Source organism: Ectopseudomonas composti, assembly GCF_900115475.1.
Lineage (GTDB): Bacteria > Pseudomonadota > Gammaproteobacteria > Pseudomonadales > Pseudomonadaceae > Aquipseudomonas > Aquipseudomonas composti.
This window is the reverse complement of record NZ_FOWP01000001.1, coordinates 45,659-61,836: the sequence shown is the minus strand read 5'-3', so window position 1 is coordinate 61,836 and position 16,178 is coordinate 45,659. Positions and strand designations below refer to the sequence as shown.

Genomic DNA, 16,178 nt, shown 5'->3' with positions numbered 1-16,178 from the left:
GCCTGCGATTCAAGGCGTCGCGATGCCTGTTTTGCATGGCCTGCTGTGCGTATAATCGGCCACTTTGTGAACAAGAAGCGTGCTATGCAGCTGGTTCGAGGTCTTCATAACCTGCAGCCCCAGGCGCGGGGCTGTGTGGTCACCATCGGTAATTTCGACGGCGTTCATCGTGGGCACCAGGCCATCCTGGCGCGCTTGCGTGAGCGTGCCGCGGAATTGGCCGTACCCAGCTGCGTGGTGATTTTCGAGCCGCAACCACGTGAGTTCTTCGGGCCGGACACCGCTCCGGCGCGCCTGACCCGCCTGCGAGACAAGCTCGCTCTGCTGGCTGCCGAAGGCGTCGACATGGTGCTGTGCCTGGCCTTCAACCGCCGCCTGCGCGAGTTGTCGGCCGCCGAGTTCGTCCAGCGCGTGCTGGTCGATGGGCTCAAGGTGAAGGACCTGGAGATCGGCGACGATTTCCGCTTTGGCTGCGACCGCGCCGGCGATTTCGAATTTCTCCAGGCTGCAGGCCTGCGTTACGGCTTCAGTGTCGATGCCTCGACCACAGTCGAAGTATTGGGCGGCCGGGTCAGCAGTACGCGCGTGCGCCAGGCGTTGGTCGATGGCGATTTTGAGTTGGCCGAAGCCTTGCTCGGTCGGCCGTTCCGCATTGCCGGGCGCGTGTTGCATGGGCAGAAGCTCGGTCGCCAGCTCAATGCACCGACTGCCAATATCCAGCTCAAGCGGCGCAAGGTGCCGCTGACCGGCGTCTATCTGGTGAGCTGTGAAGTCGATGGCGTGATTCAACCAGGCGTCGCCAATATCGGCGTGCGCCCCAGCGTTGCCGGTGACGGCAGCGCCCATCTGGAAGTGCACCTTCTGGATTTTGCCGGCGATCTGTATGGCCGGCGCCTCTCGGTGGCTTTCCACCACAAGCTGCGTGATGAGCAGCGTTTCGCCTCGCTGGAGGCCTTGAAAGCGGCGATTGCCGCTGATATCGCCGCTGCCCGTGAATATTGGCAGAGCCACCCGCTGATGAAGAGCCCGAAATGACCGACTACAAAGCTACGCTGAACCTGCCCGATACCCAGTTCCCGATGAAGGCCGGCCTGCCGCAACGCGAGCCGCAGACCCTGCAGCGCTGGAACGATATTGGTCTGTATAGCAAGCTGCGCAAGATTGGCGAAGATCGGCCGAAGTTCGTCCTGCACGACGGCCCGCCCTATGCCAACGGCAGCATCCACATCGGTCATGCTGTGAACAAGATCCTCAAGGACATCATCACCCGCTCCAAGACCCTGGCCGGCTTCGACGCGCCCTATGTGCCGGGTTGGGACTGCCATGGCCTGCCGATCGAACACAAGGTCGAAACCACCTTCGGCAAGAACCAGCCGGCGGACCTGACCCGCGAGCGCTGCCGCACCTACGCCAGCGAGCAGATCGAAGGGCAGAAGGCCGATTTCATCCGTCTCGGCGTGCTGGGCGACTGGGACAACCCCTACAAGACCATGGATTTTGCCAACGAGGCCGGTGAGATCCGTGCCCTGGCCGAGATGGTCAAGCAGGGCTTCGTGTTCAAGGGCCTGAAGCCGGTGAACTGGTGCTTCGACTGCGGCTCGGCCCTGGCCGAGGCAGAGGTGGAGTACCAGGACAAGAAGTCCGATGCCATCGACGTCGCCTTCCCCATCGAAGACGCAGACAAGCTGGCCGCCGCCTTCGGCCTCAGCGAGCTGAGCAAGCCGACCGCCATCGTCATCTGGACCACCACGCCCTGGACCATCCCGGCTAACCAGGCGCTCAACGTGCATCCGGAGTTCACCTACGCCCTGGTCGACACTGGTGAGCGCATCCTGCTGCTGGCCGAGGAGCTGGTCGAGTCCTGCCTGCAGCGCTACGGCCTGCAAGGTCAGGTGATCGCCACCGCTCCCGGTGCCGCGCTGGAGCTGATCCGCTTCCGTCATCCATTCTACGAGCGTTTCTCGCCGGTGTACCTGGCCGAGTACGTTGAGTTGGGCGCCGGTACCGGTATCGTCCACTCGTCGCCGGCTTATGGCGAGGACGACTTCCGCACCTGCAAAGCCTACGGCATGAGCAACGACGACATCCTCAGCCCGGTGCAGAGCAATGGCGTCTACACCCCGGACCTGCCGTTCTTCGGCGGCCAGTTCATCTGGAAGGCCAACCCGGCCATCGTCGAGAAGCTGGCCGAGGTCGGTGCACTACTCAAGCATCAGCCGATCCAGCACAGCTACATGCACTGCTGGCGCCACAAGACGCCGCTGATCTACCGCGCCACCGCACAGTGGTTCGTCGGCATGGACACCCAGCCCAAGCAGGGTGCCCCCTTGCGTGAGCGTGCGCTGGCTGCCATCGAACAGACCCAGTTCGTCCCGGCCTGGGGCCAGGCGCGCCTGCACAGCATGATCGCCGGTCGTCCCGACTGGTGCATCTCGCGTCAGCGCAACTGGGGCGTACCGATCCCGTTCTTCCTGCACAAGGCCACCGGCGAGCTGCACCCGCGCACCGTCGAGCTGATGGAAGAAGTCGCCAAGCGTGTCGAGCAGGAAGGCATCGAGGCCTGGTTCAAGCTCGACGCTGCCGAGCTGCTCGGCGCCGAAGCCGCTGACTACGACAAGATCAACGACACCCTGGACGTGTGGTTCGACTCCGGCACCACGCACTGGCACGTGCTGCGTGGCTCGCACGATATGGGCCATGCCACCGGCCCGCGCGCCGACCTGTATCTGGAAGGTTCGGACCAGCACCGCGGCTGGTTCCACTCGTCCCTGCTGACCGGTAGCGCCATCGACGGCCACGCGCCATACAAGGCGTTGCTGACCCACGGCTTTGTGGTCGACGAGAACGGCCGTAAGATGTCCAAGTCGCTCGGCAACGTGGTTGCACCGCAGGAGGTCAACGACAGCCTGGGCGCCGACATCATGCGCCTGTGGGTTGCCTCTACCGACTATTCCGGTGAGATGGCCGTGTCCAAGGTGATCCTGCAGCGCAGCGCCGACGCCTACCGGCGTATCCGCAATACCGCGCGCTTCATGCTGGCCAACCTCAACGGTTTCGATCCGGCCAAGGACCTGCTGCAGCCCGAGCAGATGCTTGACCTCGACCGTTGGGCGGTAGACGCTGCTCTGCGCCTGCAGGAAGAAATCATCGAGGCGTACGCCGACTACCGGTTCTGGAACGTCTACTCCAAGGTGCACAACTTCTGCGTGCAGGAACTGGGCGGCTTCTACCTCGACATCATCAAGGACCGTCAGTACACCACTGCCGCTGACAGCGTGGCGCGTCGTTCCTGCCAAAGCGCGCTGTTCCACATCAGCGAGGCGCTGGTGCGCTGGATCGCACCGATCCTGGCCTTCACCGCCGAGGAAATCTGGCAGTTCCTGCCAGGCGCGCGCAACGAATCGGTGATGCTGGGTACCTGGTACACGGGGCTGGAGCGCCTGCCGGAAGGTTTCGAGCTTGATCGCGCCTACTGGGATCGCGTCATGGCGGTCAAGGCAGCGGTCAACAAGGAACTGGAGAACCTGCGTACGGCCAAGGCCATCGGTGCCAGCCTGCAGGCTGAAGTGACCTTGTTCTGTGATGATGCCAAACAGGCCGACCTGGCGAAGCTCGGCGACGAGCTGCGTTTCGCCCTGATCACCTCGGCGGCGCAGGCCGCACCGCTGGCCGATGCGCCGGCCGATGCGGTAGTGACCGAGGTCGAAGGCCTGAAGCTGAAGATCCTCAAGTCCGCCCATGCCAAGTGCGGTCGCTGCTGGCACTTCCGCGCCGATGTCGGCAGCCATGCCGCGCATCCGGAGCTGTGTGGCCGTTGTGTGAGCAACATCGAAGGCATCGGTGAGGTGCGCAAGCATGCCTAACGTTTCGCGTTTCGGGCATCTGCCCTGGCTGCTGTTGAGTGTGCTGATCCTGGTCGTCGACCGGGTGACCAAGGACATCTTCGAGGGCGGGCTGAGCATGTATCAGCGCATCGAAGTCATTCCGGGTTACTTCGATTGGACCCTGGCTTACAACACCGGTGCGGCGTTCAGCTTCCTGGCCGATGCCGCGGGTTGGCAGCGCTGGTTCTTTGCGGCTATCGCTATCGTCGTTAGCGGCGTGCTGGTCGTCTGGCTCAAGCGCCTCAAACGTCACGAAACTCTGCTGGCCGTGGCGCTGGCCATGGTGCTGGGTGGCGCGTTGGGCAACCTGTATGACCGTGTGGTGCTTGGCCATGTGGTCGACTTCATTCTGGTGCACTGGCAGAACCGCTGGTACTTCCCGGCGTTCAACCTGGCCGACACCTTCATCACCATTGGAGCCATTCTGCTGGCGCTGGATATGTTCAAAAGCGACAAGTCCGTGAAGGAGGCTGCGCAATGACAGACGTACGCATCGGTCCGGCCAGGGAAGTGACCCTGCATTTCGCCCTCAAGTTGGAAAACGGCGATGTGGTCGATAGCACATTCGACAAGCAACCAGCGACTTTCAGGGTCGGCGACGGCAATTTGTTGCCGGGCTTCGAACAGGCGCTGTACGGCTTCAAGGCCGGCGACAAACGCAGCGTGCAAGTCCAGCCGGAGCAGGGCTTCGGCCAGCCGAACCCGCAGAACGTGCAAGTCATGCCGCGCAGCCAGTTCGAGGGCATGGAGCTGTCCGAAGGGTTGCTGGTGATCTTCAACGATGCCGCCAATACCGAGCTGCCAGGCGTGGTCAAGGCGTTTGATGACAAGCAGGTCACCATCGACTTCAACCACCCGCTGGCCGGCAAGGTGCTGGACTTCGATGTGGAGATCATCGAGGTCAAGGCGCTCTAGACCGTGCTGCGGCTCTTGTAGGAGCGGCTTCAGCCGCGAACCTCTTGTTGCAGCCTGGGCTTATCCCGCGCAGGCTGTACCTTCCGGGAGCGACCGATAGCGTCGTTTCGTTCCTCGATCAATACCGAGACAGCCAGCATGCATATCAAACTCGCCAATCCCCGTGGCTTCTGCGCCGGCGTCGACCGTGCCATCGAGATCGTCAACCGTGCACTGGAAGTCTTTGGCCCGCCGATCTACGTACGCCATGAAGTGGTGCATAACAAATTCGTGGTCGAGGACCTGCGCGCCCGCGGCGCGGTGTTTGTCGAGGAACTGGACCAGGTGCCGGATGACGTCATCGTCATCTTCAGTGCGCACGGCGTCTCCAAAGCCGTGCGCGACGAAGCGGACCGTCGCGGCCTCAAGGTCTTCGATGCCACCTGCCCGCTGGTGACCAAGGTGCATATGGAAGTGGTGCGCTACAGCCGGGAAGGGCGCGAGTGCGTCTTGATTGGTCACGAAGGTCACCCGGAAGTTGAAGGCACCATGGGCCAGTACGACGTCAGCAACGGCGGCGCCATCTACCTGGTAGAGGACGAGGCGGACGTCGCCGAGTTGGAAGTACGCAACCCGGAGAACCTGGCGTTCGTCACCCAGACCACCCTGTCAATGGACGACACCAGCAAGGTAATCGACGCTCTGCGTGCCAAGTTCCCGGCCATCGGCGGCCCGCGCAAGGACGACATCTGCTATGCCACGCAGAATCGTCAGGACGCGGTCAAACAGCTGGCCAGCGAGTGCGATGTACTGCTAGTGGTCGGCAGCCCCAACAGCTCCAACTCCAACCGCCTGCGCGAGCTGGCCGAGCGTATGGGCACACCGGCCTACCTGATCGACGGCGCCGAAGATCTCAAGCCTGAGTGGTTCGAGGGTGTGAAGGGTATTGGCATCACCGCCGGTGCCTCGGCCCCGGAGGTGCTGGTGCGTGGTGTAGTGGAACAACTGCGCGCCTGGGGGGCGGCGGGGGAGACTGAGCTGGATGGGCGGCCGGAAAACATTACGTTTTCGATGCCGAAGGAGTTGCGGGTTAAAGCAATTTAATTGTTCATTGTAAAAAGATAACCCCCTCTGCCTCCACTGGAGAGCAGAGGGTTATCTTTTTCGCGCCTTTATTTCAACGCACCTTGCGGCTAGTTTTCACCACCCGCATTTGGCTGTGAGTGAGCCACCATGTGCGTTAGCCGCAGTGAGTGTCATATCGCCGCTGATACGAGCTGAAGATGTCGTCGATGCAGTCAGCGTATAAGTCGTAGCAGTTACATCGCTGGCTTTTACAGCAAAAACCGTGCTGCTGCTGTTGATTGCGGTGTTCGCATCGTATCTCCCACCATTTTCTGCTCGGCGGCGCTCCATCTGTTGTGCCGCACTACTCAGCAAAGCCTTGCCATCTTCGCACTGTGCTTTCTCGACGTAGCTGAAATAGCTTGGCAGCGCTATCGACGCGAGAATTGCCAATATTACACAAGTGAGCATCAGCTCAATTAAAGTGAAGCCACTCTGCCTATTCATGCCGTTGCTCACTTCTCTTCAGATTTGTCAGTCCAGTACAGGCGGCTCTTGCTGGCCATGTCATACGGTGTTGGTTTTCCATCGCCGTTGCCATTACCACCGCCAGTACCAATGGGAGCCAGCTGAGAGGGGTCGTTATAGGCCCAGCAGGTATCACCTTTACAGTATACCTGCGGGTTGGATGGCAGGGTTGCGCCTTTCAGTATTGTGGAGCGTGTACTGTCAACTGCTGTGCCATCAAGCAAGTTGACTCGATAACCACGCGAAACGCCCTGTGTTGCACGGCAGGAGTTTTGTGCAACCACCGGTTGGTAGGTGTTGAAGTACAGATTACCGGCAATGGCCAAGGTGTTGGATAGGACTTTCTCGCCGTTTGCACCCAAGGTGATATACCAACCGTTCTTAGCCAGGATCGCCTTCTGCTGATCTGGATCGGCGGTCAACAGGTTGGTCGCGTTATATAGGCTACTTTCGTTAAAGGTCGTACCCAGCTTGTTCAGGTCTTCCGTGCGGAAAGAATAGAAACGATCCTGAATGACCTTGTCGAGTGGATGGCCGCGATAGCCAGAACCCAGATTGACTGTCAGATATATCTTGTTGTTCGCGCTGAGAAGTGCAAGCGCAGGTTCGGTGTAGAAGCGGCGTGCGTCTGCTTCGCCTGCGCCGGCAACGCTGGCGAATATATTGCCACTGGCCAGGCTATTGCCTGAGCCTCCATTGTTGATCAGAAAGCGCCATACCTGGCCACCCATGTCACCGACGAAAATCTGAGTGGCCAGTCCTTCCGGGTTGAGAACAGGCTGGCCGGTAGCATCGGTCTGCAGGCCTATCACAGTGGCTTTGCTGGGAACACTGTATTTCATGTCTATGCCGGCCGAGGAGGCTGACCAGAGTTTTTTGCCTGTCTTGGCGTCGACGATGAACAGGTCGTTGCCCTGCGTATCGGTGCGGCGCACGTTGGCCTGGTTCTTCAGCGGATCCTGGTTCGTGTCATAGCCGCCGCCAAAGATCAGCACATCGGTGATGGTGCTGCCGACCTTGATTTTGGTCTTGATAGGTGCAGACCAAGTTTGCCCCAGCTTAGTGAAGTCACCACTGCCACCTTGAATGATCCATTCGATCTTCGGTGAGGTGGGGTTGGTGATATCGAGTGCGTAGAGGTTGCGCCCGCCACGACCCATGCTGGCGTAGGCATAGACGAATTCACTACCGTCAATTACGCCGTTTTCGTTGCTGTCCTCTGCCCATACAGTCACGCTGTTGTCCATGCCGTATACATGGGAAAGATCGCCGGTATTGGCGTTAGCGGACAGCCGCTTGATGTTGCCTAGCAGCTCTTTTGGCATAAAGGCGAATTGTTCTGCGCCCGTGTTGGTGTCGAACATCTGCACGAAGCCTTCGTTGGTGCCAATGATCGCACTTTGGATTTCGCTGGTGCAGTTACCCTCGCTGTCTTTGGCGTTGCAACCGTAGCTCACCACGCTCGGGGTAGAGTGGATCGGATCCCCGAGTGCTTGGCGTAGGCTGGTGGTTCCGGTTTCATAGCCTCTGATGTAGTTGATGAGGGTGTCTCGCTCGGTATTATTGGCTGCGCCAATTTGTGCAGCTGTCAGACTGGTATCGAGCCTATTTAGCGTTTTGGTGCCGTCGATATTTGTCCACAGATTACGAGTATTGGGGGCTGGCAGATTATTGGCTGCGCCTCCGGCTGCAACGTTGCTGCCGTCATTGCCAGTCGACCACCAGCTACGGGCATTGCTCCGGAAGAACCCGGTGTTAGCGTCGATAGCTGCGGTGTTGTCCTGATCCAACACAAGCGGTGAGCCGTTCTGAATGCCCATGCGGTAGCGCTTCAGGTTTCCTGGCCAGCGATCAGTTGTAGAAGGCCGGAACAAGGAGAAGTACAACTGATCCTTGTGATCCTGGCGGTTGAACGAGTTCACCGGAGCAGTGGCGCTGACAAAGGTCGTATCGGTCGCTAGTGCTTCCTGAATGATGCTGTTAAAGGCGTTGGCCAGGGCGTTTGCATCATCTGCAGTGTAGGCTTTACCTCCGCCTGCCGTGGCTATATCAGCCAGGAACTTCTTAGCGCCCGCGCTGGCCTGCAGGGCGAAGCCTACCGTATGAGTGGTTACCAGATTATCGCCATCCAAAGTGCTGGATTGGTCGGTACTGTTCAGCCATTTGGCAATTTCGACGCCGCATGTTTCTCCGTTGGTTTGCTCTCCACTGTCGCGGCGGGCGCATGCGCCACTGATCAGGCTCTTGGCGTTATTGATAGTAGTAGTGCTGTTGCCATTGGCCTGGCCATCAGTCATGAGAACCAAGTAGTTGGCTTGGCAACTGCTCTCAATCGGACTGCTCGGGCCTTTGTGTTTGCCGGACAGGGCTGTGTAATAACTAGCGCCTTGATAGAGCAGATCAACGATCGGTGTGCCACTATTAGCCTGCATATCGCTGACTACGCCTTTGAGATAGTCACGTACCTTGTAGGTGTTGTCAGTCAAATCGGTTGCTTTATCTAGTTTGACCTGTAAACGAATGGCCGCTGCTTTACTGGTTTCGAAGGCGTTCAGTCTAAGATCGGCAGAGGCAGAGGTCTGTTTTATCAGTACACTTAGAGCATTGCCATCCTGCCAGTCGCTACGGTTAAGTACATTCTGAAGCGCCGTTTTTAGACCTGGGGCTTCACAGACGACTGGAATACCCGGCCCTTGGCTGGTAAAAGTGCAACTGCTTGTGGTGCTGGCTGCGCGCTTGCCGAGATCATTATTCGCTGTACTAAATGCTGTCGAGTTACCTACATCCTCAAAATATACGTTGGCTGTGACGCTTGTATTATTGGCACTACTAGGTGTGACGATCAGGCGGGCTTCGTTAATAGTAGCGCCTTTTTTGAACGGTACCTGTTGAAAACGCGCGCCTATGTAGGTGTAGGTGTCATTGAACGGCATTGTGCTGTCGTTGACCGTTACTGTCGTCCTTCGACTACTGCTGCTGCTGTATTGGCGAGCATCGTCCTTGTCTTCAAGTAGGCTGAGGTCAGCGATGGGCCTCATGCAGCCGGAGTCACCTCCGGTATAACTAATACTGAGGGTTGGCTTGAAACCGTCGTTGCCATCCTGACTTATTGACGTACGACTGCCGTCGCCTCCGCTAGGCGTCAGGATAAAGGCCATGGCATTGTTGCCGCACCAGCCGCTCCTATTGACCACTGTCTGCACTTGCGCCGTGACATCGGCGCCACTTTCCGTGTAGATCGGCGGATTGGCGGTACGCCAGGGGGCGGGAGTCCAGGTCGTAGTGGTGGTCTTGCTGCGTGAGGAGAAATCGCCACCACTGAAGTCGCTGGCATTGTCGCTGGCTTCTGCAGCGACATTGAAGCTCACCGTGCGGTCGTCCGAGCTGGCCGGTACGAAGTTCAGGGTGGCGCGGGTGATGGTGGCACCTTGCGGAATATTGACCGTCTGGAAGCGCAGACCTGTGGTGCGCTCAGTATTTTCGGCGCCGGTATAGGTAATGATCAGTTGTGGTGCATTGTCAACGTCACCTACTGCATAGGTGAAATTGCTGCGGTTGCTCGAGCGCAGCCGGATTGCCAAGTCCCCAATAGGGTTGAGAGTGGGGGTAAGATTCTGTTGCGCTGTCAGCAGGCTGGTAACGTTTAGACTGTGAACTCCGGCGCTAACAGTGCTGGCTGTTACGGTGTTAGCGGTAAATGTACTGACCAGCGGAGAGCTGTGGTTGAATGCTTCGGGGGTTTTCGAGTTGACTAGTCTCAGGTTGAACGCGGTGGAAGCTGTTGCCGTAACCGGGGTGAGACTGAGAGTGGCGCTGGTAATTGTTACGCCTTTGGGAATATTCAGATTTCGGAATAGGAGCAGGCCGTCTTGCCCTGCATTACCGCTGCCGGAGTTGAGTTCGGTGAGTTTACCAGCAGGGCATTCACTGGTCGCATCCATTTTTACCGAACAGGTGACGTCGTTACGCAGGTAGTAAGTCGTGTTGTCGTTCGAGTAGGTGTTTGGTACGCCCAGGCTTCGTACGACAGTGCCTGTGCCGGTGGGATTCTGAATGTAGCCCATCACCAGCGTCGGATCGCTGATGTTATTGCTGCCGTTATAACGACTGGCATCGTCAGCGCTGGCTTTTATTTCCGGGCTGGACACCTTGACGTTTATGGGCGCATCGATGTTATCGACGGGTTGCAAAAGACGTTGCACACTAGCATCGCCCGGTGTGCCAGCCGAGTTGTTCATTACCATAAGGCCAACGTTTACGCCGCTGGTGGTATTGAGCAAGTTGGCCATCGTGTCCTTGAGGGCCTTCATCCTGTTGTCGGTATTACAGGTTCGGTTGCTGTTGATACACCAGCCCATAGAGCCTGAGTCATCGAGGATGAACAGCACATTGGGACGCGTGTCGTTATCTGGGCGTGTACCGAAGAAAATTTCGGTATCGTCGGCCACGCTGACTGCACTGTGTAGTATCAACATGCCTACCAGGCTGAAAACACTGGTGCGGCGCACGAACTGGAAGGGCGTCATTGCGTATGTCCTGATGGCGTTACGATGAAAGGTGTTTGATGGTTTCATTGGATATCCCCCCGACGTTGTCCGCCCTGGCGATGAATGCTTTTCACTGCGCAGACGCCGTTTTCGCAAACACTTCCGCCTTCGACTGTCAGATCGAAACAGTCCATTCGTGGCGTTCCGCTGCCGAAGCCCAAATTTCCTCCCGGGCAGGCAACATCCCAGCGAGATTTATTTGATACGACATTGAAGCTGGTTTCGCCGCTGGTGTCCGTTGTGGGCAGTTTCGAGCTGTCTGATTCGGTGAAGTACACGCTGACCCAGCTCGCTATACCGGCTTCTGCCGCCTGGAAGGCCATATTACGCTGCTCACTATTAGAGGAGATACGCAGTTGAAGGCTGGCCTGGTTGGAGGCCGTTATGGCAATCAAGGTCAGCATGAGTAAAAGAATGAGGCTAACCAGCAGCACCATGCCTTTTTGTTTGGATGCGTTCATGGGCTCAGTCTCGGGCGATGAGGCGATTCTTGAATTCATAGGTGGAGCTGAATTCACGGGCAGTGAAATTGGCTTGCGAGCTTTGCACCTTTATAGTGATTTGCACCGCGTTAGCGGTTTCAGGAGAACTGTTGTCTGGTAGTAGTGTGAAGCTCCCATCAACAGGCTCTTGATTGTCGCCCAGCAAGGGTTGTGCCGGGTTGCCGTTAACCGCTTTGCTCAGGCTATTGTTGGCGAAGGTGTAAGTGACAGTTTGCTGAGCTGCGCCAATGTCGCCACAATTTTTCGGGTCGATGTACTTCACACTAAAAGCTTTCTGGTTACTGTCGAGTGTTACTGCATCTTCGATAGATGCAGCTTTCCAATTATTGGTTGTGCAGGTTTGTAGGCCTGCCAGGCGAGCGTCTGCACCTATTACTTCCATAGCAAGACGACCATTTTCTTGAATACGGGCGAGCTCCGAGTTGCTTCTACCTGACATGAGCGAACTATTGAACAGATCGGTAACTCCCAGAATCAGAATGGTGCTGATCACCAAGGCAACCATTACTTCGATCAAGGAAAGACCATGCTGCTTAAAAGCTTTCATAAGGAGGTCACCACTTCGACGTACTGAGTTTGGCCGTCGTCTTTGCTATTGTCCTGCCATTGAATCCTGACGGTAACCTTGGCAATTCCCAGCGTATCCAGCTTGCTGGTGTCGAACGAAATCTTGGTATTTGCTGCATCCACGCTGGGCAGGCTTGACTTCAAGGAAGAGCACCAGGAGGCAATGTCGTGACTAGCCCTGCTTGCACCTCCGGCGGGGAGGGCTCCTGTCGGGGCAGTACAGCTTGGCAGGCTGCTGAAAGCGTATTGACTGGTATTACTACTGCTCTCGGTAACGAACAACACTTTGTATTTCCTGTCGCTACTGGCTGGGTCTATTAGGTTGGTGCGCATGCGTTCAACGATGTCATAGGCCATCAGTGTTGCTTGACTTCGGGAGTAGGCACTCTCGTTGGACTTCTGACTACGGGCCATCAGACTCGCCATGCCTAGAAGTCCTACGGCTAGGATTACCACGGCAACCATCACCTCAATCAGCGTGAAACCTCGTTGAGCCGAGGAGAATGGTCTGTACATCGTCGTATCCTTATCAGTTGAGTTTGGCTGCGCCGACAATATTCACGGAGATGCTCTTTCCCGCGATGCTGATGCTGCTGGCAGTTGTAGTGCCGTCATCATTGAAGGTAATGGCATCTCCCGTAATGGTGACTCCGGGGGCTGGGGGAATAGCGCGTAGCAGTGTCGCACCGTCGAGCACTACGCCACCTGCGCTCCAGTCGTTACCACTGCAGCCGCTACCGCCGCCACTAGCACATACCTTTACTTGGTCGCTGCGACGCGTGACTGCTTCGCTCCGGGCGAACTGCAAGGCGCCGAGTAGATTGTTGATCGCTGACGTTTTGCGCCCAGCGTCAATGCTGCTCTGGTAACTAGGGACGGCAATCGCTGCGACGATGGCAATTATGGCAAGCACTATCATCAGCTCTACCAGTGTGAACCCTCGACTTGATCTCATGAGCGCTCCGGCCACGATTAACCCAAAAATACGTGGATAATTTAGCAATCGGCCACTCTCAAGCCTGCTCAAGTCGGACAGGCGGACAAATTGGCGGATGAGGTGCGTTCTCCAATGCTGAAGTGTGATGCAAGTCACTTGGTGATCAGCAACTCGCGCCTCTTCTGGCAGGCTCTATTCGGCTTCGACCAGCTAGGCTTATCACGATCTGGCTCTGCGGAACATTGTCTTTGCAAAGCGTGAGAGTGCCATTCAGGGCCCGTGTCGAGCCGTCAGCCTCGAACTGGATGTATCCGGTTGCCCTGTTCCAGTGCCAAGAGAAATCTTTGGTGATTTCGGTTTGGTGCAGAATTTCGTCATCGGGGTCGATTTTCCCATTGGCATTCTTGTCGATGAAAACCACTAGGTAACTCTGCCATTCCCGAGCTCCCGAGCAGTCATGCTGCCCACCACAGAGGGTGATGATTTGCCGCGAGAACACGGCGTTGCTGCGCGCGTGAAGCAGTGTGGCAACCATCTGATTGTTGGTTTGGGTGCGCTGATTGCTCTCAATCAGGTTTTGTAGATTTGGGAGCGCGATCATCAGAAGAAGAGCAATGACGGCGAGTGCGCACATCGTTTCGATGAGCGTTCGCCCGTAGATTTTTCGGGGCATATTCCAGCATCCTTGCCAGTTGGTTGTGTAGAACAGAGTAGCTCAGGATCACTGCATGAAAAGTGATGGAAAGGTGTTGTTGGTTGGGGGGGGGGCGATAGGGATGCTATCGGCGTTTCTGCTAGGACGTTCGGGGATGCAGACGTGCATTCTCGATCAGGGGGCGACCGGCCGCGAATCCTCCTGGGCCGGTGGGGGTATCGTCTCACCGCTCTATCCTTGGCGTTACAGCGCGGCGGTGACGGCCTTGGCGCATTGGTCGCAGGACTTTTACCCAGGCTTTGGTCAGCGATTGCTGGACGAAACTGGGATCGATCCCGAGGTGCATGTCACCGGGTTGTATTGGCTGGATCTGGATGATGAGGCCGAAGCGCTGGCATGGGCTGCACGTGTTGGGCGTGAGCTGTTTGCGGTGGATATCGCTGAGGCGTATGACCAGGTTGCTGTTCTGGGGGCTGGCTTCAAGCGCGCCATTCATATGCCGGGTGTGGCTAATGTGCGTAACCCGCGTTTGGTGAAAGCGCTGCGAGCGGCTTTGACGGCCATGCCTAACGTGGAGTTGCGTGAGCACTGTCCGGTCACTGGTTTCATTCAGGAGAATGGACAGATTCGGGGTGTGACTACCGCTGCTGGCGAGATCCGCGCTGATCGCGTGGTGCTGGCCGCTGGCGCTTGGAGTGGTGAGTTGCTCAAGACGCTTGGTCTGGAATTACCGGTCGAGCCAGTGAAAGGGCAGATGATTCTCTTCAAATGCGCCGAGGATTTTCTGCCAAGCATGGTGTTGGCCAAGGGGCGTTATGCGATTCCGCGGCGTGACGGGCATATCCTGATTGGCAGCACGCTGGAGTATGCAGGGTTCGACAAGACGCCGACCGATAACGCGCTGGAAAGCCTGAAAGCATCGGCCGAGGAGCTTTTGCCTGCACTCAGGGATGCCGAAGTAGTGGGGCATTGGGCCGGCCTGCGGCCCGGCTCGCCGGAAGGCATTCCCTTTATCGGGGAAGTGCCTTCGTATCCAGGTCTATGGCTGAACTGCGGGCATTTCCGCAATGGGCTAGTGCTGGCACCAGCCTCCTGTCAGTTGCTGGCTGATCTGATGCTTGGGCGTGAGCCGATCATCGATCCGGCGCCTTATGCGCCCTCGGGGCGGTTGCAGTAGTGGCTCGTCAACGGTGACGCGGGCTGTCTTGATCGCCGGCAAGCCGGTTCCTACACCCCCGTGATTCGTGATCGCAGGGATCAGTCGATACCCAGCTTCTTCAGTCGATAGCGCATCGAGCGGAAGGTCAGGCCCAGGCGCTGGGCCGCCGCCGTGCGGTTCCAGCGCGTTTCTTCCAGGGCCTGCATGATCAGCTTGCGCTCAATGTCTTCGAGGTAATCTTCGAGATTGTCGATCTGCGCTAGACTGGCTTCGCCGCTTTCGTTGCTGGGGCCGCCGGCGTCAGCCAGGCGCAGGTCGCTGGGCGTGATCTGGTCGTCTTCGCACAGGGTGTAGGCGCGTTCGAGCATGTTTTCCAGCTCTCGCACGTTGCCGGGGAAGCGATAGTTCTTCAGCTTTTCCAGCGCATCGGGGTGCAGCTTGGCGGCGGCCAGGCCGGTACCTTCGGCCAAGCGCACGAGCATCACGCTGGCCAGCTGGGCGATGTCTTCGCGGCGTTCACGCAGTGGCGGAACGCGCAGTTCGATGACGTTAAGACGGTAATAGAGGTCCTGGCGGAAACGGCCGGCAGCGACTTCCGCGGCAAGGTTCTTGTGGGTGGCGCAGAGGATGCGCACATCGACCACCACTTCCTGCTGACCACCAACAGCGCGCACGGCCTTTTCCTGAATCGCACGCAGCAGTTTCACCTGCATCGGCAGCGGTAGATCGGCCACTTCATCGAGGAACAGGGTGCCGCCATTGGCCGCCTGGAACAGCCCCTGTTTGTCTTCGATGGCACCGGTAAAGCTGCCTTTCTTATGGCCGAAGAACTCGCTCTCCATCAGCTCCGAGGGGATGGCGCCGCAGTTGACTGGTACGAAAGGTTGTTCGATGCGCGGGCCCTGTTCGTGGATCAGGCGGGCGACCAGTTCCTTGCCGCTGCCCGATTCGCCGCTGATGTAGACCGGTGCCTGGCTGCGCGAGAGTTTCTGGATCTGTTTGCGCAGCGATTTCATGGGCGGCGAGTCGCCGAGCAGACGACTGTCGACCGGGGTTTCCTCGCCCTCGGGGGAGCGAATACGCAGGGCGGTGGCGACCAATTCGCGCAGGCGGCCGAGGTCGACCGGTTTGGTGAGGAAGTCGAAGGCGCCGGCCTTGAGTGAATTAATCGCAGTATCGAGGCTGCCGTAGGCGGTGATCATCGCCACTGGAACTTGCGGATGGCGCTGCTGAATGTGCTGTACCAGGTCCAGGCCGGTGCCGTCGGGCAGACGCATATCGGTCAGGCATAGATCGAAGGGCTCGCGCGCCAGCCACTCGCGTGCTTCCTTGACGTTACGGGCGCTGCGGGTGTCCAGCTTCATGCGTCCGAGGGTGATTTCCAGCAGCTCGCGGATATCGGGTTCGTCGTCGACGATCAGGGCTCTCTGACGGTTCAT

General features: G+C 58.1%; 14 protein-coding genes. 6 read left to right on the top strand and 8 right to left on the bottom strand.

The features are described 5' to 3' along the window. The first annotated feature begins 84 nt into the window (after positions 1–84). From ribF to ispH, 5 genes are all read left to right on the top strand, one after another. Positions 85–1,035, top strand: a complete 951-nt coding sequence (gene ribF, locus BM059_RS00295) for a bifunctional riboflavin kinase/FAD synthetase (protein WP_037004220.1) — start codon at positions 85–87, stop codon at positions 1,033–1,035. Then, positions 1,032–3,863 (top strand): isoleucine--tRNA ligase, encoded by a 2,832-nt coding sequence (ileS, locus tag BM059_RS00290; protein WP_074935971.1) that lies wholly within the window; start codon positions 1,032–1,034, stop codon positions 3,861–3,863. Before ribF ends, ileS begins: the two co-directional genes overlap by 4 nt. Then, entirely contained in the window at positions 3,856–4,365 is a 510-nt protein-coding gene (lspA, locus tag BM059_RS00285; RefSeq protein WP_074935969.1) for a signal peptidase II, read from the top strand. The genes ileS and lspA overlap by 8 nt, the downstream gene beginning before the upstream one ends. Then, on the top strand, positions 4,362–4,799 hold the full coding sequence (locus tag BM059_RS00280; RefSeq protein WP_074935967.1) for an FKBP-type peptidyl-prolyl cis-trans isomerase: 438 nt from the start codon (positions 4,362–4,364) through the stop codon (positions 4,797–4,799). Before lspA ends, BM059_RS00280 begins: the two co-directional genes overlap by 4 nt. 138 nt (positions 4,800–4,937) lie before the next feature. Further along, complete coding sequence (ispH, locus tag BM059_RS00275; protein WP_074935965.1) at positions 4,938–5,882, top strand: 4-hydroxy-3-methylbut-2-enyl diphosphate reductase; 945 nt, start codon at positions 4,938–4,940, stop codon at positions 5,880–5,882. A 96-nt stretch (positions 5,883–5,978) separates the two neighbouring features. On the opposite strand, the gene BM059_RS25700 is transcribed toward ispH, so the two are convergent. From BM059_RS25700 to BM059_RS00235, 7 genes are all read right to left on the bottom strand, one after another. Continuing rightward, the gene (locus tag BM059_RS25700) at positions 5,979–6,350 is read right to left on the bottom strand and encodes a type IV pilin protein (RefSeq protein ID WP_074935963.1); all 372 of its coding nucleotides are present in this window, start codon (positions 6,348–6,350) and stop codon (positions 5,979–5,981) included. Between the two features lie 8 nt (positions 6,351–6,358). Further along, positions 6,359–10,897, bottom strand: coding sequence for a PilC/PilY family type IV pilus protein (locus BM059_RS25030; RefSeq protein ID WP_139220691.1), 4,539 nt, complete (start codon positions 10,895–10,897; stop codon positions 6,359–6,361). Positions 10,898–10,941: 44 nt separating this feature from the next. Then, entirely contained in the window at positions 10,942–11,379 is a 438-nt protein-coding gene (locus BM059_RS00255) for a PilX N-terminal domain-containing pilus assembly protein (RefSeq protein ID WP_074935959.1), read from the bottom strand. 4 nt (positions 11,380–11,383) lie between these two features. Further along, positions 11,384–11,968 (bottom strand): PilW family protein, encoded by a 585-nt coding sequence (locus BM059_RS00250; RefSeq protein WP_074935957.1) that lies wholly within the window; start codon positions 11,966–11,968, stop codon positions 11,384–11,386. Next, a complete protein-coding gene (gene pilV / locus BM059_RS00245; RefSeq protein WP_074935955.1) occupies positions 11,965–12,504 on the bottom strand; it encodes a type IV pilus modification protein PilV in 540 nt (179 codons plus the stop codon). Before pilV ends, BM059_RS00250 begins: the two co-directional genes overlap by 4 nt. 13 nt (positions 12,505–12,517) lie before the next feature. After that, positions 12,518–12,943: a GspH/FimT family pseudopilin gene (locus BM059_RS25545; protein WP_074935953.1), complete on the bottom strand. Its 426-nt coding sequence runs from the start codon at positions 12,941–12,943 to the stop codon at positions 12,518–12,520. 145 nt (positions 12,944–13,088) lie between these two features. Beyond that, positions 13,089–13,598, bottom strand: coding sequence for a GspH/FimT family pseudopilin (locus BM059_RS00235; RefSeq protein ID WP_074935951.1), 510 nt, complete (start codon positions 13,596–13,598; stop codon positions 13,089–13,091). Between the two features lie 55 nt (positions 13,599–13,653). On the opposite strand from BM059_RS00235, the gene thiO reads away from it, so the two are divergent. After that, the gene (gene thiO / locus BM059_RS00230; protein WP_074935949.1) at positions 13,654–14,757 is read left to right on the top strand and encodes a glycine oxidase ThiO; all 1,104 of its coding nucleotides are present in this window, start codon (positions 13,654–13,656) and stop codon (positions 14,755–14,757) included. 80 nt (positions 14,758–14,837) lie between these two features. On the opposite strand, the gene BM059_RS00225 is transcribed toward thiO, so the two are convergent. Beyond that, entirely contained in the window at positions 14,838–16,178 is a 1,341-nt protein-coding gene (locus BM059_RS00225) for a sigma-54-dependent transcriptional regulator (protein ID WP_074935947.1), read from the bottom strand.